We start from the raw sequence: 25,289 nt of genomic DNA, 5'->3' as shown, positions 1-25,289 counted from the left end.
ATGTAAAAATCCTTGCCAAAAATATTATCTTTATTCTAAAGCTGAAATTTATGGGGATTTTTTGCGTGATCCAAAAACAAAAACATAGGAAGATTGTAGACTCCTATGTTTTCATTCGCATTATTTTTCAGTTTGTTGTTGCTTCTTTTTCAAATACTCCGCACGTATTTTTTCAAGTTGCTGTTTTTTATCAAATTTGGCGGGCTTATTTTTTTCGTGATACTTTGTCACAGCTGCCTGACCTTTGGTATCCAATTGATATTTCCCCATTATATTCACCTACTTTTCATGTCATTATTGATAATCTATTCAACAAATATAATATGCCTTATTTTGCTGAAGTAAACCTTGATACTTTATTAGCAGTAAAAAAGCGACCAATGTTAACCACTTTTTTAAAATGGTCACTTTTGGTCACTTATTAAAAATGTATGGTTTATAAAACGGTTGCTACAACTAGTCTTGAATAGCTGCTTCAAGAGCAACTACCATCATGTCATTGAAAGTAGTTTGACGTTCCTCAGATGAAGTAGCTTCACCTGTTAGAAGGTGGTCAGATACTGTTAGAACAGATAATGCTTGACGGTTGAATTTAGCTGCTAGTGTGTAAAGTGCAGCTGTTTCCATTTCGACTGCCAATACGCCATAATCTGCTAATTTTTCGTTTTGATTGTCTTCTCCGTAGAAAAGGTCAGCAGTATAAACGTTACCGACACGCAAGTGTAAACCTGCTTCTTCTCCTGCTTTGTAAGCTTTTTTCAATAAATCGAAATCAGCTGTTGGCGCATAATCAATGCCTTTAAAGATAATTTCATTCATTTTAGAGTCTGTAGTAGCAGATTGAGCAAGAATCACATCACGAACCTTTACATCGCGTTTTAGAGCGCCGCAAGTACCAACACGGATCAGTTTTTGGCATCCGTACTCTTGCATTAACTCTGTTGTGTAAATTGCAATGGAAGGTACGCCCATGCCTGTACCTTGTACAGAAACACGTTTGCCTTTATATGTACCTGTATAGCCGAACATATTACGAACTTCGTTGTATTGAGTAACATCTTCTAAGAAAGTTTCTGCAATATATTTTGCACGAAGTGGATCTCCTGGAAGTAATACGATCTCTGCAATATCGCCTTGTTTGGCATTAATATGAATACTCATTTTGTATCCCCTTTTCTTTTGACTATAACACATTTATTATTATAATCAATATTTATAATACATACACCCTTATTGTAGCAAGAACGTCTGACATCTGACAAATATTATTCTGAAAATTTTTCTTCATATAATTGCCATAACTCATCAAAAACTGTGGCTTTTAATTGGTCATTATCGTTTTCCTCTATATATTTCGACAGAGCGGAGAAATCCTCCTCTGCTTTAGGAAAACTATGATCATCAAATGCTGCTTCCGCAAAGTCTGCCTTTGGATCATTTTTTCCGCCTCTAAATGTTAATACATATTGGTAAAATGAAGGTTTCACTTGATTCCCCTCCGTTTCAGTAAGAATATTTAACATAATTGTACCCGTTCGACTCTAATTTACACAGAAAGTTGAATTTTCAAGTGCAAAGTAATACACTTTGCGTTTCTAATTAAGGAAATAAGGGAATCTACTTTCACTAGTCTATCATATCATGCTAGCAATGCCATTTTTACTAATATAGCATGTAAAATATCTTTTTTAGCCTTTAAACCTATTCACTTTTTAGTTCTTTGCACTTATAATTCATAATTATCAACTATTTTATATATTTAATAAAAAATAGAAGGAAGTGATTGAATTGGCAGATAAAAATTTCGAAAATTTAATTCATTTTAATTCACCTTTAATACCTAATAGTAACCCTTTTTCTCAAGAAGAAAGTCCAATCACTTTTGCTCTATTAAATATGCTTTCATCACTAGCAGAAAACCATCCAGATACTTTTCTAATCCTTTCTTCCAGTGGGAAGGTAATTATACAGAATAAAGAAACTTTCCCTATCTTGGGTGAGGAAATAAATGAAATACAAGATTTTGAATCTATTGCAAAGAAATCATACAGAACTATACATACAGCATTTTTACATGCTGTCTCAGGCCATACCCAACGATATGAGATCGAAGTTACTAATGATAACTATGGTACGCTTCATGTCTTATTTACATTTATCCCATTAATTTACGAAGATAAGGTAGAGGCTGTCTATTTAGTGATGAGTGATATGACTGAACAAGTGAAATTAAAAGACACCTTACTTTCCAGCCAAAAGCATTTAAACAACGCTCAGCAAATAGCCGAAATTGGAAGTTTTGAATATTGGATAGCTGAAGACCGTCTTAAATGCTCAAAGCACTTTTTTAAACTCTTTGGATTGCCACAAACACCCAGCATGAAAATGGAAGAACCCTTTAAATTAGTTCATCCAGATGATTATAGATTAATTTATGATCAAGTGCAAAAGGCTATTAGAGGGAAAGATTACACAGCTGAATTTCGTATTTATCATGGCTTAACGGGCAATCTCCGCTACATAAAAGTGAAAGCAGTCGTCCTATGGAAGAATGGAAAGCCTTATAAACTAAATGGGGTCATTAAAGATGAGACAGCAGAGAAACTGCTAGAATCGGAACTGAAGGATACTATAGCACGTTATGCCTTTATTTTTGACAATCTAACAGCTGGCATTTGGATGAGGGATGCAGAAACGGGAATAATGATTTTTGCCTCCAAAGGAATGGAAGATATCCTAAAAATTCCATTAGAAACTTTATATACAGATAAAGATATCTGGAGAAATATGGTCCACCCTTGTCATCACCATGAAATCGGTCCTTACTTAGAGAAAAGCGCGAAAGGAGAAAGTGCAAAGTTTACCTATCGATTAATTGATGGTGCAGGTGATGTTAAATGGCTGTTCGAGCAAACAATCCCCACCACGAATGAAAAGGAAGATGCAACAATTCTTTTTGGATTTGTAACTGATATCACCCATGAAAAGTTTCTAGAAGAGAAAATCAACCATTTGGCACGTTATGATGCTCTTACAAATTTACCAAATCAGCACAGTATCTACGAAGTGATGGAAAGCTTATGTAACAGAAAACACCCATTTGCTTTGCTTTATTTGGATATTGACCGGTTAAATATAATAAATGATTCTTTAGGCTATCATATCGGTGATGAAGCGTTGAAAACTCTTGCAAATCGTTTTAGTAAACTAATGCCTCCAAACAGTTATTTCGGAAGGCTCAATAGCAATGATTTTATCGTATTACTTTGGAAAATCCAAGATAAGGAAGAGGTATACTCATTAGCTGAAATGCTTATTACTGTAAGTAGAAAACCATTAACCATACAGGAATTTGAAATGCATCTATCAACAAGTATTGGCATTAGCTTTTATGGTATAGATGGTACAGATAAGCAAACATTACTGGAAAATGCGCACTCAGCATTGTATCATGCAAAACGGCAAGGTAAAGCAAACTATCAAGTATATTCATATACAGACAGTATCCATTCTTATAAAAAATATAATTTAGATCAAGATATGCGGAAAGCGATTAACAATGAGGAATTTGAAATTTTTTATCAGCCTCAAGTTGAACCGATCAGTGGTGCTATATACGGAGCGGAGGCACTATTACGTTGGAATCATCCTGAATGGGGATATGTTTCGCCCGGTGAGTTTATACCTTTAGCGGAAGAAAACCACCTCATAAATGCTATTACAGATTGGGTGATTGAAAAAGTATGCGCCCAGCTTAAAAACTGGAAAGACGAGGGAATTGATTTAAAACCAATTGCTATTAATATCTCACCAACACGCTTTATGAAAAAAGGGTTAGCCGAATATGTAAAAACTCTACTTTCTCAATATGATATTTCAGCAACATTTATCGAATTAGAAATCACTGAAAGTACTCTTCTGCAGAATGAAAAAAATGTGTTGTCTTCACTTCAACAATTAAGAGATTTAGGGATTAAAATAGCAATAGATGACTTTGGGACAGGTTATTCTTCCCTTATGTCAATCCGGACTTTCAAACCAGATATTATCAAGATTGACCAAATTTTCACACGGCATATAACCAGTGAGGGTAGTGTGGATAAAGGCATCATACTTTCGATTATCCATTTAGCGAAAGAGCTGGGAATGACTGTTGTGGCTGAAGGTGTAGAAGAATATGAACAGTTACAATTCTTACTCCATAATGGCTGCCATTATATACAGGGTTATCTTTTTTCAAAGCCTCTACAAAAAAAAGATTTCTATCAAATTCTAAAAACTGGCTCTCTTTCTCCTAGTAGTGCCTGTAAACTCACTATAATTGACCAGGAACGGCGTGCATTTATACGTTTTCAATTACCTACTTACGTTCAAGCAGATATGACCTTAATAGAAATGCAAAACGAAAAAGTCGAAGTAGGTACAAACAAGATTCTCATCGAAAATATCAGCTTTGGCGGTATGAAAATTATCTCTTCGATGAATTTGGCCATACAACCCCAGATGAAATATCAATTTTGTTTTAGTCTTTTAAACAAAAAGTTCATTTTAAATGGAGTACTCAAATGGCAAAATGAAGTGAAGGGTTCTCTTTTTGCATACGGTGTTGCATTTCTACTAGAGGAAGAGGATGAAACATCTCTTGCTTCTACAATACATCTATTAAACAAATTAAATGAATCCAGTAAACAGATCCCAGACACAGACTTTATCTTCACAAGCCCGGAAGAATTCTTTTCTATTTATAAGTAACACCAAAAAGGCAACAACGCTGTATTGCGCTGTTGCCTTCTTATATCGTTTTTATAAATCAAACAGCTTTTCATATTCGCTATAGCCTTCAGAAGCTAAATCTTCTTTTGGGATGAAACGAAGAGCTGCTGAGTTAATGCAATAACGAAGTCCACCTGTTTCCTGCGGCCCATCTGGGAATACGTGACCAAGATGAGAATCCCCCTCTTTACTACGTACTTCTATACGTTGCATACCAAAGCTTGTATCTTTATGTTCGGAAACTTGTTCCTCTTTGATAGGTTTAGTAAATGCAGGCCAACCACAACCAGAGTTATACTTGTCTTTCGACGTAAAGAGCGGTTCTCCAGAAACAATGTCTACATAAATCCCTTCTTCAAAATGCTCATCATATTCATTTGTGAAAGGAGCTTCTGTCCCTTTTTCTTGAGTAACATGGTATTGCAGCGGTGTTAACTCTTTCAATTTGTCCTCTTTATTCATTATGAGCCCCCCAATTTTGCTGTTGAAATGCTGTTCTTCCTGACCCAATGGAATAAAGCTCGTAATGAGTCGGGTTTTTTTTATAATAATGTTGATGATAATCCTCGGCTGGATAGAACTTTTTAGCTTCTAATATTTTCGTCGCAATGGGTTTATTAAATTTCCCTGATTCCTCTAGTCTCTTTCTAGACTCTTCTGCAATTCTCTTTTGATCTTCATCATGATAAAATATCGCCGTCATATAGGATTTGCCTCGATCATGAAACTGGCCGCCTGCATCGGTTGGATCGATAAGCGTCCAGAATGTTTCAACTAACTTTTCATATGGATAAACTTCTGGATCAAATGTAATTTGTACTGCTTCATAGTGACCAGTTAAATCTGTGCATACCTGCTCATAGCTTGGGTTTTCAACATAACCTCCTGTATAGCCTGATATGACGGATTCAATACCTGACTGTTCATCAAATGGTTTTACCATACACCAAAAACAGCCTCCTGCAAATGTTGCAATAGATGTTGACATATATTACGCCCTCCCTATTTAGTAGGAATGATTACATCAAGTATAATGCGATTCTTATCTAAATTGAATTCTTTTGCTTGTACATGCCCTATTAAGTTTTCACCAAGAGGGATATCAATATCCGTAAGATTAAAATAAATTTGTTCTTCTTTCGGCTGAATCACCATCCAGCTAGGCAAATCAACGGAGTCCTTCAATAGTTTGAGAGCTGTATTTGGCGGTATATCAAGCATGCCGACTTCAACAGTTTTTTGTTTCAAGAGTAAATTACCCTCTTCTAATGAAGGTTCAAACGTCATGGTAATCGGCAATTCCATTTCAAATACGGTCAATGTACTGTTTAACGTGACGTCTTGATCAACTTCCATTGTGACTGGAATTTTAGACGTTTTCATCGAACTTTCAATCAATCGATTTGCCATATTTTCAAAATCTTTTTTGGTCGTTTGTACTTCTAAATGACTGCCATTGGGTAATTGCTTAACAGTTGGATTAGGCGTTGTATCAATCGGTCTTGTAATTAAATAGAAGAATGATACAATAGCTACAATCACAAGTGTAAAGAGCAATAGAAAGGCTATTTTCCATTTATTCATCTATACTATCCTCCTGAAAATCAAATTGTCCTTGTGATAGTTTTTTTAGATTTTCTTCTTCAAGTGTTTCAATAATGCGAGCAGTCATTTGATCATACCCTCTAGCATTGGGATGAAAGAAATCAGTATGATAAACCAAATTCGCGTTTGTATCAAATAAATCCTCTACATTTACAAAAACAGCATATGGATCATCATCCGCAAAGCCTCTAATATCAGAATTCCATTCATCCATGATCGTGTTCATTTCCGACTCTTCTTTGGTAAAGATCGTCAACGGATTATATACACCGATCAAGATGATAGGGGCTATTGGATTACGTTCCCTAATCATTTCCATTATGGTCTCATAACGCTGCTGAAATTTGGGTCTTCCTTTATCAAAGTCTTTCTTTTTTAATTCTGTGATATGTTCACGTACAATCTTCATTAAATCATTGCCGCCAATAGTCAACGTGATTATATTAGCCTTCCTCAGTGTATCGTCAAGCTTCCCAGATTGTAATTGGTCAATGAGTTGATCGCTTCTTCTACCTTTTTTAGCTTCATTATGGATTGTCACAGATCTTACGCCTTGCCATGTTTCCATATCGGTTTTTAAACGACCGACATATCCTTCATTTTCCGCTTCATCGCCTACTCCCTCGGTTAGCGAATCCCCGAGTGCTACGTACTGGACATCCTTGGGTTTAAACATTTGTGTCACCAATATTTTTTTGGTTTCTTCTTTTATATTATGCACGGCGTCCTGTGTTTCACAGCCAGCGAGCATTACAACAGACAGCAAATAAACTATCCACTTTTTCATTATTTTGCCCTCCTTTCACATCGGCTCTGTCGCTCAAAATGAAAGAAGGCAGGGAACTTCCCTGCCGCCTAAATTAATCAGTATAGTAAGAAAAGCCAATTGCACCTGGCCCTGTATGTGTACTAATAATTGGCGACGTATAGCCAAATTTTACATCATGATAGCCTGTCTCTTCAATCCTAGTTTTTAGAGGGTTTGCCATCTCTAAACCATTCGCATGTGCAATGCCAACACCTCGAACAACACGTCCCTCTGTGTCTTGGATGTATTGATTGGTTAGATATTTGACTACTTGTTTATGACTTCGCACTTTCGCAACAGGATTATAGTCGCCTGTCTCTAAGTTGGCAATCGGTTTAATGTTTAATAAAGAACCGATCATGCCCATCCCTTTTCCGATACGTCCGCCTTTAACCAGGTTTTCGAGTGTATCTACTACAACAAAAAGGTGGGTATGCTCTCGCACATAGTCGATTCTTTGTAGAATCTCATCCATGTTTTTGCCTTCTTTAGCCATCTGTGCTGCTTCTAACACCTGAAAGCCAAGCCCAAATGAAGTAAATCGAGAATCAATAACGACTACATTTGTATCAGTCATGGTAGCTGCAGCTTCCGCAGACTTCACGGTGCCGCTCATACTTCCTGTCATAGTAATAACTAATACTTCATCGCCATTCTTTCCAATCTCATCAAATAACTCTTTAAACACCCCTACTGCTGGCTGAGAGCTTTTAGGCAATTCAGTAGACTCTGCCATTTTCTCTAAAAATTCAATCGGATTTAAATTAACACCATCTATATATGTTTCATTATTTATTTGAATTGATAGCGGTACAACATGAATATTGTATAGTTCAATTTCACTTTTAGTTAATTCTCCAGTCGAATCTGTTACAATTTGAATTCGTCCCATAATGACACTTCCTTTTATTCCATCCACTGTTTTAAGTATTTATACTTTATTTTACCCGTCTACAGCTGTTCAAACATGTGACATTTGTCAATTGTTTGGGGGAGAATAAGAACTTTTTGTGAAGTATTTATCTATACAATATGCAGAGATACCTTGAAAGTTTAATAACACCATAATTAAATGATTACCCATATCCACTATAGATATTCTACGTTATTTTAAGTTATGATTTTTTATAGACAATATAAGAATATTTGATATGGTCTTCTGTTTCATTTATCTCTGACTCAGAAGCTTTCTTCCATTCATCACCATAGACCGGGAAGTATGTATCCCCTTTAAAGGCATGTTGTATTTTCGTTATATACAAGATATCTGCAACTGGAAGCGCCATTTTAAATAATTGCTCTCCACCGATTACCATAATTTCTTTGTTTTCTTTTTCTGCTTCTTTCAAAGCTTCTTCAAAAGAATGTACAACCGTTGCACCTTCTACTTGATATAATGGATCTCTTGTCACAACAATGCTTGTTCTTCCAGGCAATGGCTTGCCGATAGATTCGAATGTTTTACGCCCCATAATCATTGGTTTACCCATTGTTGTTTTTTTGAAAAATGCAAGATCCTCTGGTAAATACCAAGGAATTTTATTTTGATAACCAATCACTCGATTTTCATCATGCGCTACAATTAATGAAATCATAAACTCATCTCCTTAGACAGAAATAGGCGCTGCTATGCGCGGGTAAGGGTCATATCCTTCTATAGCCAAATCTTTGGTTTCATAATCAAAAATTGAATTCTTGTCCGTTTTAATAACAAGCTTTGGCAATGTCTTAGGCTTGCGTGAAAGTTGTTCCTTCACTTGATCCAAGTGGTTTTTATATAAATGAGCATCACCCAGCGTATGAACAAAATCCCCAGCTTCTAGACCACATTCTTTAGCGATTAAATGGGTAAGAAGTGCATACGAAGCAATGTTGAAAGGAACACCTAGAAAAACATCTGCACTTCGTTGATATAGCTGGCAAGAGAGTTTACCTTCCGCTACGTAAAATTGAAAGAATGAATGGCATGGAGGCAGCGCCATGTCCTCTACTTCTGCAGGATTCCAAGCTGTTACAATATGCCGTCTGGAATCAGGATTCTTCTTAATAGATTCAATAACATTTTGTATTTGGTCTATCGTACCACCCATACCGTCAGGCCACGAGCGCCACTGTTTGCCATAAACGGGACCAAGATCGCCGAATTCCTTTGCAAATGCTTCATCTTCTAATATTCTCTGTTGAAAAATGGCCATCTGTTCTTCATATTGTTTTTTAAACGTCTCATCTGTTAATACACGATGCCCAAAGTCTGTCATATCAGGCCCCTCATATGCATCACTTTTAATCCATTTTTCAAAAGCCCATTCATCCCAAATATGATTGTTTTCTTCGATTAGTGTACGTACATTCGTATCACCTTTTAAAAACCATAACAACTCGGTTGCAATTAATCGGAAAGAGGTTTTCTTAGTTGTCATTAAGGGGAAACCCTCTTGCAAATCGTATCTCATTTGATAGCCAAACACACTAATTGTGCCAGTCCCCGTACGGTCACCCTTTTCAATTCCATTTTCTAGAATATGGCGGCAAAGGTCTTGGTATTGTTTCATTAAGTATAGCCTCCAATTTATTTATCTATTTCATGATAACATTGACGAGAAATGACGTAAAATAAAACAAAAAGCCAGATGCATTTTTACTTTGCATCTGGCTTTTATTTAACAATTTAGCTTTTTGTTATTTCTATTGACGCCAAATCTTTATAAGCATATCTGTGTTAAAGTACTTGTTTCCTTTTAAAAAAGAAGCCATTCACGAACTTATCTTTACTGACAAACTGTTATTGCAAAAGATAAGATGTTTTAAAGTAATTGGGAGAAATATAGATAACTTATACTTCTATTGAGTACACAAAATATTTTCTTTAATATTCAGAATTTAGCTTAGCCATTTTGGTGGTGTGTCTTTAGACCAATAAATCTCACCTAGATTGTTATGAGAAGCAAATTTGTCTTTATAAGTGTGATAATGAAAATTATAGTAATAGCCATCTACTGGTCTGCGTTCCGTTCGTACATGGAAACGAATCATATCTTGTCCTGATGATGCTTGATAAATATGAAAAATCTTTTCAGAATAGTCACCACTTGGTTTTTCAGTCATCGCCAAGTCACGCATCTCGTTGACATTCAGATGATCCACTGTCATATGAATAGCTTCTTCAATCTTCGGAAATATAATATGATCAAATTCATTGCTTATCTTAGGACCAATACGATTCCCAAATTTTAAATAAGATTGTTCTTTTGCTTGATCTATTAGCTGACCAGACATTGTGAATTGGTCTACTTCTGGCTGAGCATGTTGTATGTATTCTTTTGAAACATCTTTTGTATAAGGCGTTTTATGACCTTCGCCGTGTTCTAATAAGTTTTCCCAAATGGAGTGATTAGATGTGATAACACCTAAAGTCAGAACGGCGACTGTTGATACAAGGAGTTTTTGAAGTTTATTTCTCATACTTTTCACCTGCCGTTGAACAAATATTGTCTTTTCACTTATTAGTATATACGAAAATCAGAAGTAAAGGTTTCATCTTTTTCTAAATCATTGTACAATATAGTAGAAATAAAGTGACACTGCAATCTGGGACAATCAGATTGGTAGTAGAACCATTCGGGCATTTACGGGCTTCATTTTTAATTATTCACTGCCCTTAATGCAAAATAAAGCGTTCGTTTTTGTACAAAAGGAGGGCAAATTTTATGTCAATCGCAATGGGTATCGGATTTTTATTGCTATTATTCTATTTAATGTCTCTTTGTATTACAGACTAATGCGATTATAAAACAAACGCACTCAGTAAGGGATGTAAACCCTTACTGAGTGCTTGTTTTGGTCATTAGTTTAGAGTACCCTAATTTTTAAAACAAACTACAAACCTGAAATTCAAGAGAAAACAGTGGATAGTATCCACTGTTTTTTTGTATAACAAAAGCCTGCGAATAATCGCAGGCCTATAGTTCAATCACACCATAATGAAATTTTGCATTATAGCGAATGTCTCGTTTGAAATGATATTGATCAAACAACGGAGAACGGAAATGAGCTTTTAACAAAACTCGCTTTTTTGCTACCCTTTTTGCCTCTTCCACCCATTCATCTGTTAATGAATTTTGCAGTCCTGCCACACGCAACGGTGAAAAGTTTTTTGACTCCTCTATTGTCTCTTCAAACATAGGGTCCATATAAACGACATCGAATGCATTATCCTGTTGCTGTTTAAGATAGTCAATCGCTAAACTACTAACAACTTGTATGTGATCCATACAAGAAAGTAGCGGCAATTGCGCTCTGTCATACGACCGCAGGCCTTCACGTACAATAAAAGCTACATTCGGGTTGCCTTCACAGCCAATGACTAATCCTATATCACCTACTGCATAAGCGGCCACAATACTATCCGAGCCAAGCCCTAACGTACAATCTAAAAAGGTATCTCCTTTTTGCAGTTTGGCTACATCCAAGAAAGGCTCATGCTCACCCCTCGCTATCCGTTTCAAGCGAAAGGCAGCTGAGCTAGGATGAAAGAAAAAAGGTTCCTCAGATTCAAATGGAAGGTACTCATAAGAGAGTTTACCCGCAACAATTAAATTTGCATGATGTTCTTCCGCTATTTTTTGAAGAGACTTCTTCTTTCTTTCTATGAATGGTAGGTCAAGTACTTTACAGGCTTTTTCCGCTAATTCAAATGAATGCTGGTTGGGCCTTCCCACTGTTGTTACTATAGTTTTTATTCCGCACATATTTGATCAAGCACGCCTACTAAATGATCGCGCACTTGTTCCATTGCATGATCTTCAATTTGTTCACGGGGAATAAAGTAAGCCAACTGTCCATCTTTCCAAATAGCAATAGAAGGAGAGCTTGGTGGCACTTCCTCAAAGAAGCCCCTCATTTGCATTGTCGCTTCAGCATCTTGACCAGCAAACACTGTCGTTAAGTGGTCCGGCTTATACTCAGCTTGCTGTATAGCTTCAATAACTGCTGGACGTGCAAGACCGGCCGCACAGCCGCATACAGAGTTAATAACAATCAATGAGGTACCTTTCGATTCTTGCATATGTTCAGCCACTTCATCCGGCGTTCTTAATTCCGTAAAACCGGCGTTCACTAATTCATCTCGCATTGGTTGTACAATGCCTTGCATATATTCTTCGTATGGGTTCATAATTTCGTCCCCTTTCATATTCCTTCATAATCCCTTGAATTATAAGGTTTGTGCTCTTCTATTTTATCTCGAATTTCATATTTTTTCACGGATTTTCATTTTTTACGTGACTTTTTGGTGATTTTCTCGTGACTTTTTGGTGATTTTCATTTTTGTATTTCTAATGGTATTCAATAATGCTTTTAAAACAAACTTTCTCTTATTATAAAACGCGGCTATTCACATGTTTTAGTTACATGGAAGGCCGCGTTGTTTTATATAGCTCATTAATTTCCTATTGTATAGGAAACATCGGTAATTCTTTTACTATGATTTTTTCGATTTGCTGCACAACAAGCATTAATTCTTCATCAATAATTAGCATTTCACTAAATGTATAAAATATCTTGATATGTAACAAGAGCAAAACCAGGTTTATTGCTTAAGATAGAAAGATTAATATTCTGGAAGGTTTACATCTTCCCAGAAGAATTCACCTGTTTTATCTATAATGTTTTCCACAAAAGATACAAATGACTCGTTTGTTTCTTCTGGCTATATATGATTCACATATATAGCACCCTTTGATGTTTCTTTTGTAGCCTTGTCATTATCAATCATAATATATCCGACATCTGGAAATTCACCTATTGGGTAATTTTTTGTTAGTTCAAGATCAAATTCTTTACAATCTTCTTGAACAGTCAAGAAATTTTCTCGGATTTCATTTAAGCTAAAGAATTTAAATTCAGCAAGATAGCTTTTAAAAAGTGTCATTCCATCATGATATAAAAGGAAATCTTTGTAATCCTGTGGAATAGTTATCCCCAACTCTTTTTCAAGTGAAGAAATTTCTTTTATATTTGAAGGTGGGTTAAAAATGCATTCTTCACGTATTATAGTACCATCACGTCCAACTAAACCTTCTGGGTCTAATCGAGTAAGATTTTCATCTAATTGATTTTTAAGATTCTCTAATACCTTTTTTACTTCTGACATATTTCCCTCCACAATTCGTTTTTAATAATCATTAAACCATGAGGTGATTTTTTTATGTTTTTCTCGAGGAACTGCCATATAATTTGCTAGTTTCGAGCTACCTCCATATGCTACAGGTTTTATTTGAGGTAAGTCAATTTTATCTTCTGACCAATCAGGACCTAATTTATACCTTTTATCTGATGTAACGCTGTGCGGTTCTTTTAGATTCTTGCAAGCAAGTTAACTGCCCATTCTTCCATTGCTAGTCCCCCCCTTATTAAAGCAATAAAAAAGGAACACCAAATAAACGCAGTAAGTGCGTAAATTCGATGCTCCGGGTTGTTCGATAAGCCATTTATTAAACTAAGTATATTTAGCATGTTTGTGTTTTTTTGTATATAACAACCCAATACTTTTTCTTTCTCATTTTTCATTTCTTATATATTTACAATAGCTTTATTTGTTTGAAACAGAATAAGTTATCACATAATGAAAAATAAAATGTGTAAGAGAAAGTAATGGTCTTTTTGTATTCAAAAGCAAAAGACTAAGAGGAGGAAGTTATGCTCCAACTAGAATCGATGATTGAAAAATTAAAAGCCACTTTTTATAATTCAGTTGATTTTGTAGCAAGAGAAATCTCGTTCCCAAAAGATCAATATGCCATTCTTTGCTACTATAGTTCAATGACCAATGTAAAAGATGTACAAGATATAGTGAATACGTTGAAAGTGCAAACAACATTTAATGAAAAAGACTGGGATGCGACAACCGCCACTCAAAAAGAAAGTTATAACCTCGAAAAGTTAGTAGAATATGTCTGTCAAGGATACGCGGTGCTACTTTTATTGAGATCTCAAGAAATGGTATGTTTCACAATGCCAAATTTACCTCATAGATCTCCAGATGAGCCGATAAACGAAGCTATCCTACGAGGTGCTCACGAAGGTTTTGTTGAAGATCAGGACACAAATTTAGCGCTAATTAGAAAAAGAATGCGTGTGCCTGATTTAATCGTAAAAAAAGTGACTGTTGGAATAGATAACAAAGCAGATATTTATTATATGTATTTAGCCCGTTTTGCTAACCAAGACAATCTCTCTGCTTTAGAACGAAAGTTAGAAGGAATAAAAGAACAAGCGGATGGTTTATATACATCTGGCCAGTTGAATGATTTCATTGAGGATTCTCCCTATTCACCTTTCCCTCAAATTATGAATACAGAAAGACCAGACCGAGTATTTGCTAATCTCTCTGAAGGAAAAATTGTTATAATGACCGATTATTCGCCTACTGCTTATATTGCACCTGTCACATTATTTTCATTTTACCAATCGCCTGATGATTTTAATAGCCGTGTTATTGTAGGGTCCTTTTATCGAATGGTTCGAATCGCTAGTTTCCTTACAGCTGTTTATCTACCTGCCTTGTATATTGCTATAGTCAGTTATCATTATGAAATTCTCCCTATCGAATTAAGCAAGAAACTCAAAATAAATATAAGTGAAATTCCTTTTAAGCCAATAGTTGAAGCATTAATTGTTGAAATGATCATTGAGTTAATTCGAGAGGCTAGTATACGGTTACCAAAATCTTTGGTTCAAACCATAGGTATTGTCGGTGGATTAGTGGTTGGAGATGTCATAATCAACGCTGGATTAGTTTCCAACATGGTAGTAATAGTTGTAGCATTGACTGCGATATCTAGCTATGTCGTACCATCGGTAGAGTTAAATACCTCTGTGCGAGTGTTGCGTTTCCCATTTATGTTCGCAGCTGCGCTCTTTGGTTTCTTCGGCATAATGGCTGGCTTCCTAATTCTTACGATACATTTATGTAATTTAAGCTCTTTAAAATCACCATATTTTTCGCCAATTGTGCCTTTTGAGCCTAAGAAAATTCCACAAATTATATACCGCAAAAAGCATTCAAGATCAACTTCACAACCAAGCAGTTTTGATCCGAAAGGAAAGAAAACATGAATTTTACCATTACAAAAGTTCAGCTGTTTCTCATGCTCTTTTTTAGAACAACAGGTATTATATTTATTGCATATCCAGAAATACTTATTAATGCTGGCGGTCGTGATAGTTGGATAATGTTCTTAATCACTGCAGTAATAATTTTTTTTCAGTTATGCCTATATGAAAAATTCTACAAATACTTTGAACCTGGGAAACTAACACGGTGGATTTTTATTTTATTTTGGATATTTTTACTGATCTTCTCTTTCATTTATATGCAATATACCTTGAATATATGGGTAGAACAGAAAACACCTAATTCGATTACATTAGTAATAATGTTGTTTATTTCTTATTACATCAGCGTCAGTAGACCCTCAACTGTTGTAAACATGCCCGTTTTTTTAATACCTTTTGTCTTTATATTTGTATTTTTTTTATCTTATACTTTACCACAATTATCTTTTTCTCAAATATTCCCTATTGGAACAAGTACTGGTCACCAATGGATAAAGGGGACCCTTTTTGGCTTATCTTCATTTACAGGTTTAGAGAGTTATTTAATATTACGAAAATTTGTATTGACCGAAGATAAGGTGCGTTTTAAAGATATCTTAATTTACCAACTTATTATTACACTATTTGTTGCTTTTATAATTCTTATTGTAGAAATGTACTTCGCCAAAGCATCCTTGCCATATATTACTGAGCCAGTATTATACATTTTAAAATCAACTGAAGTTACTTTTGTCAAAAGACTAGATGTTTTCTTTCTATATATGTGGCTCGCCTGGAGCATTATTTCATGCAGCCTAATTATTTTAAGTATTCGAATAACATATTTTCGAAAAGAGCGGAAGCACCCAAAATTGGCGATGGCTTTATTGCATATTATTCTTTTTTTCGGAAGCATAGGCTTTATAAATATCCGTGTTGTAGAATTTCTTAGAGATCATTTCCAGTATTTATATATTCCGGTCACTGTATTATTACCATTATTTATTATCTGGAACAATAAAAGAAGAGATAAATATGTAAAATAATTCTTTTTCCTTGTTAGTTTCTTATTGTTTAGCAGTTGTTGGCTACTTTAAATGTGATAATCGTACGTCGTATAAGTATTAAATAAATATAAAAAGGGAGTTACTGAATATCTGCACATACTTAATTTCCGAATGCCTCGGCTCACCATTATCCAAAACTAAATGCAGATAATCATTAATTTATTATTGAATACCACAGGCTATAATTGAGTAACGATCTTCGAATGTATAATACTTAACTATACAAAAACGCGCGATTCCAATGTCTTTGATATAGAGTAAGGCGTACTTTTATTCATGGTAAACCTTTTATTAACATTTGCTGTTGTCGTTTTATATTCCATATTTAGTAGGCGTTTTATAAGTGCGATATTAGAAATATGAAGAAGCTTCATTGCAGGAAAAAGTACAACTTGGATAACCTCGATCAAAGCTATGGAAAAATGGTATGGACCAGAACCAAAATAAAATAAAATAAAAAAAAGCGGCTATTCTCCTGTTTTTTAGTAACATGAGAGGCCGTCTATTTATTTATGATAATATCTTGATATTTATTTTATTTACTTAAATTAAGGAAAACCTGATGTTTTAAATACTTATACTGTTTTTCATTGGTATCATTATAGGCTTCTTCTCTATTTGAAGGAGTATCCATATACAGGATATCTTCTTTAAATTAAGTATCAGTAAAATCATATCGCTTTCTATTAATAATGTTATAAAAATGCCATCCACCAGGCAATTTAGTTTTATTTATTTCTCCGCCTAATATGTCATTTACTACTAATGCCGTTACGCCGCATTGTCCCATTGCGGCATTTTCTTTACTCCATTTTGAACTGGATTCTAAAGACCAGGATTTAAACAAAACCTCCAATATTTCTTTAGTATTATATGTTTTATTCTTCATATAGAATTCCCACCCTTTTATTCTTTTACTAATTATAATTGCTAGAACTCTAAATTTCTTGGTGATTTTATCAACATACTTGTGTCAATATATGTGAACTATTACAATATAATTGATATTACAAAGAAGGGACTGAACTATGCGCAGATATCAATATCTTTTCCCCATAATAAAATAAAATCGGAGGTAAAAATATTGATTAAAGAACTATACACAGAAAGATTATTTTTAAGGAAAATGACAACTTCAGATTCAGAAAGCTTATTTAAAATTTGGTCAGATCCAGAAGTGACGAAGTTTATGAATATCAATAGTTTCAATAATATAAGCCAAGCGAAAGAAATGATTAATTTACTTGATAAGCTATCTCAAGAAAAGAGAGCCATTCGTTATTCTATAATTGAATTGGAATCAAATCAAATTATCGGATCATGTGGTTATAATTCTATTGATTTTGAAAACGCAAAAGTAGAAATCGGTTATGATATTAGTAAAGTATATTGGGGTAAAGGGTACGCACCTGAAGCCATTTCTTCTTTAATAGAGTACGCATTTAATTCATTAAATATAAACAGGATAGAAGCAAAGGTAGAACCAGAAAATATTAACTCTATAAAAGTCTTACGAAAATTGAACTTTACATTTGAAGGAACAATGAGAAAGTGTGAAAAATCAAATGGGAAATTTATTGATTTAAGCCTATATTCAAAATTAGTTACAGATTAACTTTTCAAGCCTACATAGATTGAACTGTAGGCTTTTAACATGCACTCATAAGGCATTTCGGAATACAAAGAGCCAGGACCTTTGGAAGACGATGATGAATATGAGGATGACGATGAAGACTTCAACCGGGTGGGTTATCACCATCATAATTACGATAATCTAAAGCTACCCAAGAGTGACCATCACCGCCTAATAGAATTAGTCCTTTCGGTAGTTCCCATTCTTCAAGTAAATAATTATTTTCACCAATTCCATATCTATAGCAATTCCATTTAAAATCTGTATTAAAAGCTCTCCTTCAGGTACTTTTCTGGAATGAAGTTCATTAAAAGCTAAAGTTCCACTGTTTTTATTTCTTATTAATTCTACATATGTAGATGGCAGCTTTACACCTAATGTTGATCTATTTCCTTCAAAATAGCATCATTAAATGGTTCTAATTCTTCAATATCGAATGTTTTATACAACATCTATTCGTATTAACCTATACGCATGACTTTTCTTTAATCGAGTCAGCTCGCCCAAAAAACATCCGCTTGCTAAAGGTGAATCTTGCCATAAATGAACAGTAATAATGATGAGATACAAAACTAATACTACCTATAAAAAGGAGACTTAAAATGAATTTTGGGGATATTGGATTCATTTTAGCAATGGCGATGCTTGTTGGGCTTGCCTTGGCACTAATCGGTATAGTTGCTATTATTTATTGGTTATTTGCAAGGACTGAGAAGAAAAAAAAGCATAGTGAAACATCGAAATAATTTCAACCAAAAAGTCCAGCTAACATTTACTGTTCCTGGTCTTTTTCATCCATTTTGTTTACCTTTTACATTTAAAATCTTCCTACTAGTTTTTCATACTAAAATTACACCATTCTTAAAATAACATGTCATTAATCTTGTCTTATTTTTCCCTAGACAGGTTGAAATAAGAATATAAATACGTTAGTATAAACTATTACTTTTCAATGGGAGATCAAGTATGAACGACTTTCTCGGATATTTACTACTAACGATCTTTATTGTTATGTCTCCAGGTGTAGACTTTGCATTAATCACAAAAAGAACAATTAGTACCGGAAAGAATGATGGACTAAAGATGGCTCTTGGTTTAACGAGTGGTTCAATAATCCATACCTTGGCTGCCGCTTTTGGACTTTCTGTTATTTTAATGAAATCAGCAATTACATTCGAGATTATTAAATTTCTAGGGGCTTTTTATTTGATTTACCTAGGTGCTTCATCATTTATTAAAAAGAAAAAAGGAAAAGGTTCCGAAAGTATAACGAATGTGATTCCTCAAAAAAAATCTGCTTTTAAACAAGGTTTAATCTCTAATACATTAAACCCTAAGGTTGCTATTTTCTTTTTAACATTCTTACCTCAATTTGTAACACCAGGTCTCAATACAAGCCTCCAATTTATAATTATGGGCTGTGGTTATGCACTTTTATCAATCCTATGGTTTACTGCAATAGTTTTCTTATTAGGTTATATAAGGCAATGGCTCATGTCTACTAAAGTTCAAAGTACGATTGATAAAATAACAGGTATCGTTTTAATCGGATTCGGTGCAAAGTTGCTATTTTCTCGTCCAAATCATTAGAAGCACTTCAAGTTTTTAATAATTGTTGATTAAGGACAATGATATTTAACGGATGCTACTAAAAATAATAAGCGAAAGAAAAACTTCGCTCCTCCCCAAATATAGGAAGGAGCTTTAATTATGAAATAATACCTTTAAAGGTTATAAACCTATCCTGCTTTTCTTTCCTATCTCAGCTATTTGCTTCATATGATGTTGATCGTGCCAAATAAAATCTTTTAAGTAGTTTTCGATAACGAAATTATTTCCTTGAGCATCTTTATACTGCCTTGTAAACTTTTCTGCTGGTTGCTCCTGAATAGAGTTTATAATACATTTACGATATTCTTTTGCTAGCTTGGCCAACTCATGATTGGTTTTTGTTTTAGCAAACTCACGTGCCTCTTGATTAAAGAGATCGAAATCTAGGTGTTCAACCGTTACTGGCTTTTCTTCAGCAATTGGTTTAATAGCTTCTTCATAAAAGTATTTATCCCAAAGTAAGATATGGCTAACTACATCACAGACTGCCCATTTACCTTCACCCAGGGGTTTATCCCAGATAGATTCATCAATTTGTTCCACAAAATCAAGCCAGCTACCAAACTCTTTCAATAGTATTTCTATTTCACATTTGCTCATAATTTGCCCCTTTTAAAAGTATTTAAAAATCTTAACAATAATGCTTTTGTTTTTTATCCTTTCAAAAAGCAATAAAAAAGTATTATTCCGATATCGTTAATAAAATGGCTGTTGTATTCATTAGCCCATGAATTATCATTCCTGGAATGACAGAACCTGTTTTTTCATACACCCAAGCGAATACAATACCGTTGATAAAGTTGACAGGCATTGCATTTACAGTTGGAAAATGAGCTACTGTAAATATTAGCGAACTGATCAGGATACCCCAATTCATTCCTAGTCTTACTCTTAACCATCTGTAAATAAATCCTCGATAAAATATTTCCTCGTATATTGGAGATATCACGCCAGCAGAAATAATACCAATCAGAACAGTGAGCAAATTAATATTTTGCTGCAAGCTCTCTGTCTTACTATTTTCTACACTATTACCTAGAAAACTCGTCAATATCACTACGATTACGCTTGATACAATTGTAATCAGCAACCATATCAGTATCCTCCACCAATATTTGGCCGAGAATTTGCATATCCCTTCCTCTTTCCATGAAAGTCGTTGTGGGCGTAGAGCAATAACATATAATCCAGTTAAAAGTACAATGGCAATCGTCAAACCTGTCAATGTTCCTGAGTATAATGTATTGCTAAACCAAAATTGATAAAGTGATTGAATTCAATATTTAACAACTACTATTACAAATAAAAATTCGAGCAAAAGCAGTAATGTAAATTCCCTCCATGACCAAGTGTCATACTGTTTCCATGGTGAAAGTTTCAAAGTGTAAATTCTTCTCGATAATTATTTAGTCCATCTACTCTTCAGTTTCATTTATAAAGCTTTGTTATAGATTCGACAGAAAGAAATAATTACCTTTATCATTGTATTTATTTTTTTAAACAGAGAGCTTTTATATAGCAATGGGGTGAATCCTACACTATACATAAATACAAAAAATAAAGAAAAAAGCAAAAAGAAAAAGAGCTAAATAAGCTCCTTTAAAAGATAATATTTTCTACTGAATATACTAAGTATAAAAATAGGTAGAAAACATGGACTGTTATGTATTAAAACTTTCAAGTACCTCATAGATTTCTCGTTTTAAATTATTCAAATCTACACTTAGTGCCTGAAATTCCACTTTTAGTTGTTCAATATGATTTTCCATTCGCCCCTCCTGCATCTATAAAAATTATGATTTAAAAAGTACCTAATGGGTATTTACCCAATCAAACAAAAAATAAACGCCACAATCATCATTTTGGAGAATAATTTTTAATGACAATAGACTATTATTACAATGATATAATTAAACAAAACTAATTTATCTCAAGGAGACTTATAGTATTGGAAGGTAAATGTATTAAATTCTATAATTTCGGTAGTCCTAAAAATGTATTAAAAGTTGAATCTAAAAATATCGAACCACCAAAGGATCATGAAGTCCTTGTTCGAATGTTAGCCCGGCCTATCAATCCTTCTGACTTAATACCAATTAAAGGGTCATATTCTCACCGTATATCTTTACCTAATATTCCAGGGTATGAAGGAGTGGGCATTGTAGAAGAGGTAGGCTCTTTAGTTTCTACCAATCTTATTGGTAAACGTGTGCTACCTTTACGCGGCGAAGGTACATGGCAAGAGTTTGTAAAAACGTCATCGGAATTTGCCGTCCCTATACCTCATTTCATAGATGATTTTACTGCCTCACAAATGTACATTAATCCCATTACTGCATGGTTGGTTTGTACAGAGGCTTTAAAATTAAAACCACATGATGTTTTATTGGTTAATGCTTGTGGTTCAGCAATTGGTCATATTTTTGCTCAATTATCAAAGATTTTAGGTTTTCGGTTGATTGCAGTAACTCGAAACAACAAATATACAGATGAGTTACTTCGTCTCGGTGCCTCTTATGTAATAGATACTTCTAAGGTTCCCCTATATGGAACAGTTATGGAATTAACAAACGGACTGGGGGCTGATGCTGCTATTGATTCCATAGGAGGTTCATCGGGAAACGACCTAGCATTTAGTGTACGTCCTAATGGAGATTTCATTACCATTGGTCTTTTATCAGGTAAACAGGTAAACTGGGCAGATATTGTAAAAAAAGCAAAAGTTAATGCAAATTTATTTCATTTGAGAAATTGGAATAAAGATGTATCAGTAGATAAGTGGCAAGATACTTTTAAACTTTTAATATCATTAATAGCTGAAAATAAATTGTGTTTGATGGAGGTAGATTCTACATTTGACTTATTAGAGGTAAATAAGGCAATTGATATTGTTGAAACTTCTATATCTAGAGGAAAAGTATTCTTAACGAGCTAAGGATATAGTCCATGAAAAAAGGGGGGTTTTTAATGGGGATGGGAACTGGAGTAGCGGTGTTCAACTTATTTATTTTTATCCTACCAATCATTTTTTACTTAATTCCAGTTGCATTTATTATTTGGTTTTTAGTTAAATTACTTAAAGTTCAACAAGAAAAGAATGAATTATTGCGTGTTATTATTAACAAGATTGATAAGAAAAATGATTAGACAGGTAATCCTGTCTTTTTTATTTTGCTCTCAACTTTCTTCCCTGTAGTGACAACTCTCTCAATAACGTGACTAACTATAGTGAAGGTGGAAATATGTTGTCAACAAGGAACAAAGAGAGAGCTTTAGGCTACTCTCTTTTAATAATTCATTTTCTATGCTCTTCTGTTTTTAAAGGCTGATGTTTGATGTTTATTTAGCATCTGCTGAAGAAAATCTTCTGATTTACCTACCGGGATGCTTAGAGTTTTCCAATTTTCACTTTTTATTTGTTTACCACTGTCCCACATGATAAGAATAATGAGCCATTTGCCTCTCAATTGCTTCTAACACAGTGTGTTTTTCTCCGCGAATGGTTATATTTTTTAATAAATCTGGGCTCTCTAATTCTTTTAATGTATTTAGTAGGGTATCCCATCCTTTTTCCCAAATTAAGATAATTTCTTGTTTAGATGGCATATCTTCTTTGAATTCTTGATCGCGATTTCTATAAGATTTTTCTCCATCTGACGTTAAAAAATCGGACCATCTAGATATCATATTTCCACTCACATGTTTTACTATTGTGGCAATGGTATTGGAAGCTTCGTTTACTTTCCAGTGAAGGTCTTCTTCAGATAATTGACTTATCGTTTTATCTGCTAAATCTTTTACTCTTTTAAATCTCTCTTTTATAACTTTCAGATATTCATTTCCAATATCCATTCAATCCCTCCTAGCTTTGACCTCCAATTTGATAAATCGCTAAAAATGAGCCAATCTAAACTTTTCCTTTAAAAAATGAGAACTTAAACAGAAGTAGAGTGATTACCTATTTCCTCTTTTCTTTTAAAATCCTGGTTCAGCAATGAATACATATAAACATCATCGAATTTCCCGCAAGTAAACTCGTAGCCCCTCAGAAGTCCTTCTCTTAGAAACCCCTTTCTTTCCAATACTTTTTGAGAAGGTAAATTAAGTGGTTCAATTAATGCTTCTATTCTATGTAAATTTAACTCTTTAAATCCATAATTAATAACCGCTTCTATAGCCTCACTTGCTATTCCATTTCCCCAGTGTTCTTTACTTAATTCATATCCGATTTCAGCACGGTAATGCTGTGTAGCCCTATTTAGAAAACCGCAACTACCGATTATCTTATCCTGCCCTTTTAACGAAATTCCCCATCTCATTCCTGTTCCCTTTTCAAAAATTGACTTATACCACGCAATTTCATCTAATGCATCCTCAATAGAATTAAATGGCTCTAGCCCCATATACTTCATTACTTCCTTATCCATAAATATACTAGAAGATCATCCGCATCATCCTTGCTAAACTCTCTTAAGATCAATCTATCCGTTTCTATTAATGGAAAATTATTTGTTCTCATCAAATTTGGTCTCCTTTATTATTTTAGTTAAAGAGCCATGTGCAAAAACCATGGCTCTTTGATATTTAGTTATTACAAATCATTAATATATTGCCATCTAAATCGCTAAAGTTAAAATAAGCGAAATCACCAATACGCTCAATTTCTTTTGTAATGGTAATCTGTTTGCCCACAATAAAATCGTACGCTTCATTAATATCCTCTACGAAAAAATTAAATAATACATGATCTGAGGGATTTAATTTAAATCCAGGGTCAAAACTATGATCATCCAGTGTAAGTCCAGTCTCTGAAGGAAGAGGAATATTGAATACAGGTGATTCAATATGATCTTCATTAAATGGAATACCAAGTAAGTTACAGTACCATTCTGAAGATTTTTTCAGGTCACTAACATGAATGAAAACATTGTTTATCTTACAAGAAATTGGAGATGCATTTGTATTTATATTCATAACAAAGACCACCTTTTTTAAAATTACTAATAACTTCTATAGAAAACGTTTAAATTCCTTTTTATTTGGTGTTCCTTTAAATAGTGGAGATAATAAAGGCTTTTATACAAGTTAGCTGTATCAATCATATTATCTCTCTTCTAGTATAGGCTTTAACTTTGGACAAATATTTAATTCAAGTGTGTAAGTAGACTCCGAAAAGCTCCCTTTTAGCTCGCCTAAGTTCGAGGCAGATTAATTTCTCTAGTATAATCCCCTGCCTAGATGGAAATATTATAAACAGATATATTTATACAGTGAGGTGCACAATGGAACATTTTCCAACGATACATACAAACTTTTGGGATGCAGTGATTGCAGTCCCTGTTGTTATAATTATTACACAGATTTTAAAAAGATTTTTTCATATAAAGCCTTTCTGGGTTCCAACTGTTGCTCTCGTGCTAGGATTATTTATTTCAGTATTTATTAGTCATAGAGGCGATTTACTTGCTGGCCTATTTATGGGATGGTTTTATGGTTATTCTGCCATCGGAAGTTACGCATCATTAAGAACTTCTTATATAACTTACAAACAGAAAAAAGCAAAGAAAAAAAAGAAGACGTAAACTCGTCTCAAAAAGCTAACTATGCTTTCGCCTAATTAAGTTTCGTCTCATTACTTTAGAGAGATTTGGTTCTTAGAGTTTTATCCATCCTCTATTTTTATTGTATATAACCTATT

Annotated in this window: 26 protein-coding genes and 3 pseudogenes; 10 read left to right on the top strand and 19 right to left on the bottom strand. The window is 34.1% G+C overall.

Features of this window, described 5'->3' with window-relative positions; translation table 11 throughout:
• The first annotated feature begins 65 nt into the window (after positions 1–65).
• The gene (locus tag RCJ93_RS02005) at positions 66–425 is read left to right on the top strand and encodes a hypothetical protein (protein ID WP_446738976.1); all 360 of its coding nucleotides are present in this window, start codon (positions 66–68) and stop codon (positions 423–425) included.
• 31 nt (positions 426–456) lie between these two features.
• On the opposite strand, the gene deoD is transcribed toward RCJ93_RS02005, so the two are convergent.
• The gene (gene deoD, locus RCJ93_RS02000; protein WP_150284604.1) at positions 457–1,161 is read right to left on the bottom strand and encodes a purine-nucleoside phosphorylase; all 705 of its coding nucleotides are present in this window, start codon (positions 1,159–1,161) and stop codon (positions 457–459) included.
• A gap of 104 nt (positions 1,162–1,265) precedes the next feature.
• On the bottom strand, positions 1,266–1,487 hold the full coding sequence (locus RCJ93_RS01995; protein WP_066791881.1) for a YozE family protein: 222 nt from the start codon (positions 1,485–1,487) through the stop codon (positions 1,266–1,268).
• Positions 1,488–1,788: 301 nt separating this feature from the next.
• Here RCJ93_RS01995 and RCJ93_RS01990 point away from each other — a divergent pair, with 301 nt between their 5' ends.
• Positions 1,789–4,752, top strand: a complete 2,964-nt coding sequence (locus RCJ93_RS01990; RefSeq protein ID WP_446738240.1) for an EAL domain-containing protein — start codon at positions 1,789–1,791, stop codon at positions 4,750–4,752.
• Positions 4,753–4,803: 51 nt separating this feature from the next.
• Here RCJ93_RS01990 and msrB read toward each other — a convergent pair whose 3' ends face one another.
• The 11 genes from msrB to RCJ93_RS01935 form a co-directional block, all read right to left on the bottom strand.
• Entirely contained in the window at positions 4,804–5,235 is a 432-nt protein-coding gene (gene msrB, locus RCJ93_RS01985) for a peptide-methionine (R)-S-oxide reductase MsrB (protein ID WP_446738239.1), read from the bottom strand.
• Complete coding sequence (msrA, locus tag RCJ93_RS01980; protein WP_446738238.1) at positions 5,228–5,761, bottom strand: peptide-methionine (S)-S-oxide reductase MsrA; 534 nt, start codon at positions 5,759–5,761, stop codon at positions 5,228–5,230. The genes msrB and msrA overlap by 8 nt, the downstream gene beginning before the upstream one ends.
• 14 nt (positions 5,762–5,775) lie before the next feature.
• Complete coding sequence (locus RCJ93_RS01975; RefSeq protein WP_066788105.1) at positions 5,776–6,357, bottom strand: YpmS family protein; 582 nt, start codon at positions 6,355–6,357, stop codon at positions 5,776–5,778.
• Complete coding sequence (locus tag RCJ93_RS01970; RefSeq protein ID WP_446738237.1) at positions 6,350–7,165, bottom strand: GDSL-type esterase/lipase family protein; 816 nt, start codon at positions 7,163–7,165, stop codon at positions 6,350–6,352. Before RCJ93_RS01970 ends, RCJ93_RS01975 begins: the two co-directional genes overlap by 8 nt.
• A gap of 73 nt (positions 7,166–7,238) precedes the next feature.
• On the bottom strand, positions 7,239–8,078 hold the full coding sequence (locus RCJ93_RS01965) for a DegV family protein (RefSeq protein ID WP_446738236.1): 840 nt from the start codon (positions 8,076–8,078) through the stop codon (positions 7,239–7,241).
• A gap of 223 nt (positions 8,079–8,301) precedes the next feature.
• Positions 8,302–8,781: a dihydrofolate reductase gene (locus RCJ93_RS01960; RefSeq protein ID WP_446738235.1), complete on the bottom strand. Its 480-nt coding sequence runs from the start codon at positions 8,779–8,781 to the stop codon at positions 8,302–8,304.
• 12 nt (positions 8,782–8,793) lie between these two features.
• Positions 8,794–9,738 carry a thymidylate synthase gene (locus tag RCJ93_RS01955; RefSeq protein ID WP_150284611.1) on the bottom strand — a complete coding sequence of 315 codons (945 nt, stop codon included), beginning with the start codon at positions 9,736–9,738 and terminating at the stop codon, positions 8,794–8,796.
• A 328-nt stretch (positions 9,739–10,066) separates the two neighbouring features.
• Positions 10,067–10,648 carry a YpjP family protein gene (locus tag RCJ93_RS01950; RefSeq protein WP_446738234.1) on the bottom strand — a complete coding sequence of 194 codons (582 nt, stop codon included), beginning with the start codon at positions 10,646–10,648 and terminating at the stop codon, positions 10,067–10,069.
• A gap of 497 nt (positions 10,649–11,145) precedes the next feature.
• Positions 11,146–11,934 (bottom strand): class I SAM-dependent methyltransferase, encoded by a 789-nt coding sequence (locus tag RCJ93_RS01945; RefSeq protein WP_446738233.1) that lies wholly within the window; start codon positions 11,932–11,934, stop codon positions 11,146–11,148.
• Positions 11,922–12,359, bottom strand: coding sequence for a BrxA/BrxB family bacilliredoxin (locus tag RCJ93_RS01940; RefSeq protein WP_147196843.1), 438 nt, complete (start codon positions 12,357–12,359; stop codon positions 11,922–11,924). Before RCJ93_RS01940 ends, RCJ93_RS01945 begins: the two co-directional genes overlap by 13 nt.
• 534 nt (positions 12,360–12,893) lie before the next feature.
• Positions 12,894–13,337, bottom strand: coding sequence for an SMI1/KNR4 family protein (locus tag RCJ93_RS01935; protein ID WP_446738232.1), 444 nt, complete (start codon positions 13,335–13,337; stop codon positions 12,894–12,896).
• A 545-nt stretch (positions 13,338–13,882) separates the two neighbouring features.
• Between RCJ93_RS01935 and RCJ93_RS01930 the strand changes: the two genes are divergently transcribed.
• Both RCJ93_RS01930 and RCJ93_RS01925 read left to right on the top strand, forming a co-directional pair.
• Complete coding sequence (locus RCJ93_RS01930) at positions 13,883–15,301, top strand: spore germination protein (protein ID WP_446738231.1); 1,419 nt, start codon at positions 13,883–13,885, stop codon at positions 15,299–15,301.
• Positions 15,298–16,326 carry a GerAB/ArcD/ProY family transporter gene (locus RCJ93_RS01925; RefSeq protein WP_446738230.1) on the top strand — a complete coding sequence of 343 codons (1,029 nt, stop codon included), beginning with the start codon at positions 15,298–15,300 and terminating at the stop codon, positions 16,324–16,326. Before RCJ93_RS01930 ends, RCJ93_RS01925 begins: the two co-directional genes overlap by 4 nt.
• A 556-nt stretch (positions 16,327–16,882) precedes the next feature.
• On the opposite strand, the pseudogene RCJ93_RS01920 reads toward RCJ93_RS01925, so the two are convergent.
• Positions 16,883–17,236 (bottom strand): annotated as a pseudogene (locus RCJ93_RS01920) (YunG family protein).
• Positions 17,237–17,431: 195 nt separating this feature from the next.
• Here RCJ93_RS01920 and RCJ93_RS01915 point away from each other — a divergent pair.
• The 3 genes from RCJ93_RS01915 (at position 17,432) to RCJ93_RS01905 (ending at position 19,570) form a co-directional block, all read left to right on the top strand.
• Complete coding sequence (locus tag RCJ93_RS01915) at positions 17,432–17,962, top strand: GNAT family N-acetyltransferase (RefSeq protein ID WP_251646773.1); 531 nt, start codon at positions 17,432–17,434, stop codon at positions 17,960–17,962.
• A gap of 620 nt (positions 17,963–18,582) precedes the next feature.
• Positions 18,583–18,726 (top strand): hypothetical protein, encoded by a 144-nt coding sequence (locus RCJ93_RS01910; protein ID WP_446738229.1) that lies wholly within the window; start codon positions 18,583–18,585, stop codon positions 18,724–18,726.
• Between the two features lie 220 nt (positions 18,727–18,946).
• Positions 18,947–19,570, top strand: a complete 624-nt coding sequence (locus RCJ93_RS01905) for a LysE family translocator (protein WP_446738228.1) — start codon at positions 18,947–18,949, stop codon at positions 19,568–19,570.
• A gap of 141 nt (positions 19,571–19,711) precedes the next feature.
• On the opposite strand, the gene RCJ93_RS01900 is transcribed toward RCJ93_RS01905, so the two are convergent.
• Complete coding sequence (locus tag RCJ93_RS01900; protein ID WP_446738227.1) at positions 19,712–20,191, bottom strand: DinB family protein; 480 nt, start codon at positions 20,189–20,191, stop codon at positions 19,712–19,714.
• Positions 20,192–20,273: 82 nt separating this feature from the next.
• Positions 20,274–20,807, bottom strand: coding sequence for a CPBP family intramembrane glutamic endopeptidase (locus RCJ93_RS01895; RefSeq protein ID WP_446738226.1), 534 nt, complete (start codon positions 20,805–20,807; stop codon positions 20,274–20,276).
• Between the two features lie 732 nt (positions 20,808–21,539).
• Between RCJ93_RS01895 and RCJ93_RS01890 the strand changes: the two genes are divergently transcribed.
• Together RCJ93_RS01890 and RCJ93_RS01885 are read left to right on the top strand one after the other, a co-directional pair.
• Positions 21,540–22,526 carry a zinc-dependent alcohol dehydrogenase family protein gene (locus tag RCJ93_RS01890; protein ID WP_446738225.1) on the top strand — a complete coding sequence of 329 codons (987 nt, stop codon included), beginning with the start codon at positions 21,540–21,542 and terminating at the stop codon, positions 22,524–22,526.
• Between the two features lie 32 nt (positions 22,527–22,558).
• Positions 22,559–22,738 carry a hypothetical protein gene (locus RCJ93_RS01885; RefSeq protein ID WP_150284623.1) on the top strand — a complete coding sequence of 60 codons (180 nt, stop codon included), beginning with the start codon at positions 22,559–22,561 and terminating at the stop codon, positions 22,736–22,738.
• A gap of 155 nt (positions 22,739–22,893) precedes the next feature.
• Here RCJ93_RS01885 and RCJ93_RS01880 read toward each other — a convergent pair.
• From RCJ93_RS01880 to RCJ93_RS01870, 3 genes and pseudogenes are all read right to left on the bottom strand, one after another.
• Positions 22,894–23,443: pseudogene (locus tag RCJ93_RS01880) on the bottom strand (DinB family protein).
• A gap of 83 nt (positions 23,444–23,526) precedes the next feature.
• Positions 23,527–24,110, bottom strand: a pseudogene (locus RCJ93_RS01875) (GNAT family N-acetyltransferase).
• Positions 24,111–24,175: 65 nt separating this feature from the next.
• Entirely contained in the window at positions 24,176–24,565 is a 390-nt protein-coding gene (locus tag RCJ93_RS01870; RefSeq protein ID WP_446738224.1) for a VOC family protein, read from the bottom strand.
• 308 nt (positions 24,566–24,873) lie between these two features.
• Between RCJ93_RS01870 and RCJ93_RS01865 the strand changes: the two genes are divergently transcribed.
• On the top strand, positions 24,874–25,173 hold the full coding sequence (locus RCJ93_RS01865; protein ID WP_446738223.1) for a hypothetical protein: 300 nt from the start codon (positions 24,874–24,876) through the stop codon (positions 25,171–25,173).
• The last annotated feature ends 116 nt before the right edge of the window (positions 25,174–25,289 follow it).

This window comes from Rummeliibacillus sp. BSL5 (assembly GCF_052928305.1).
Note: the sequence above shows the minus strand (reverse complement) of the source record. Positions and strands in the feature narration are given on the sequence as shown.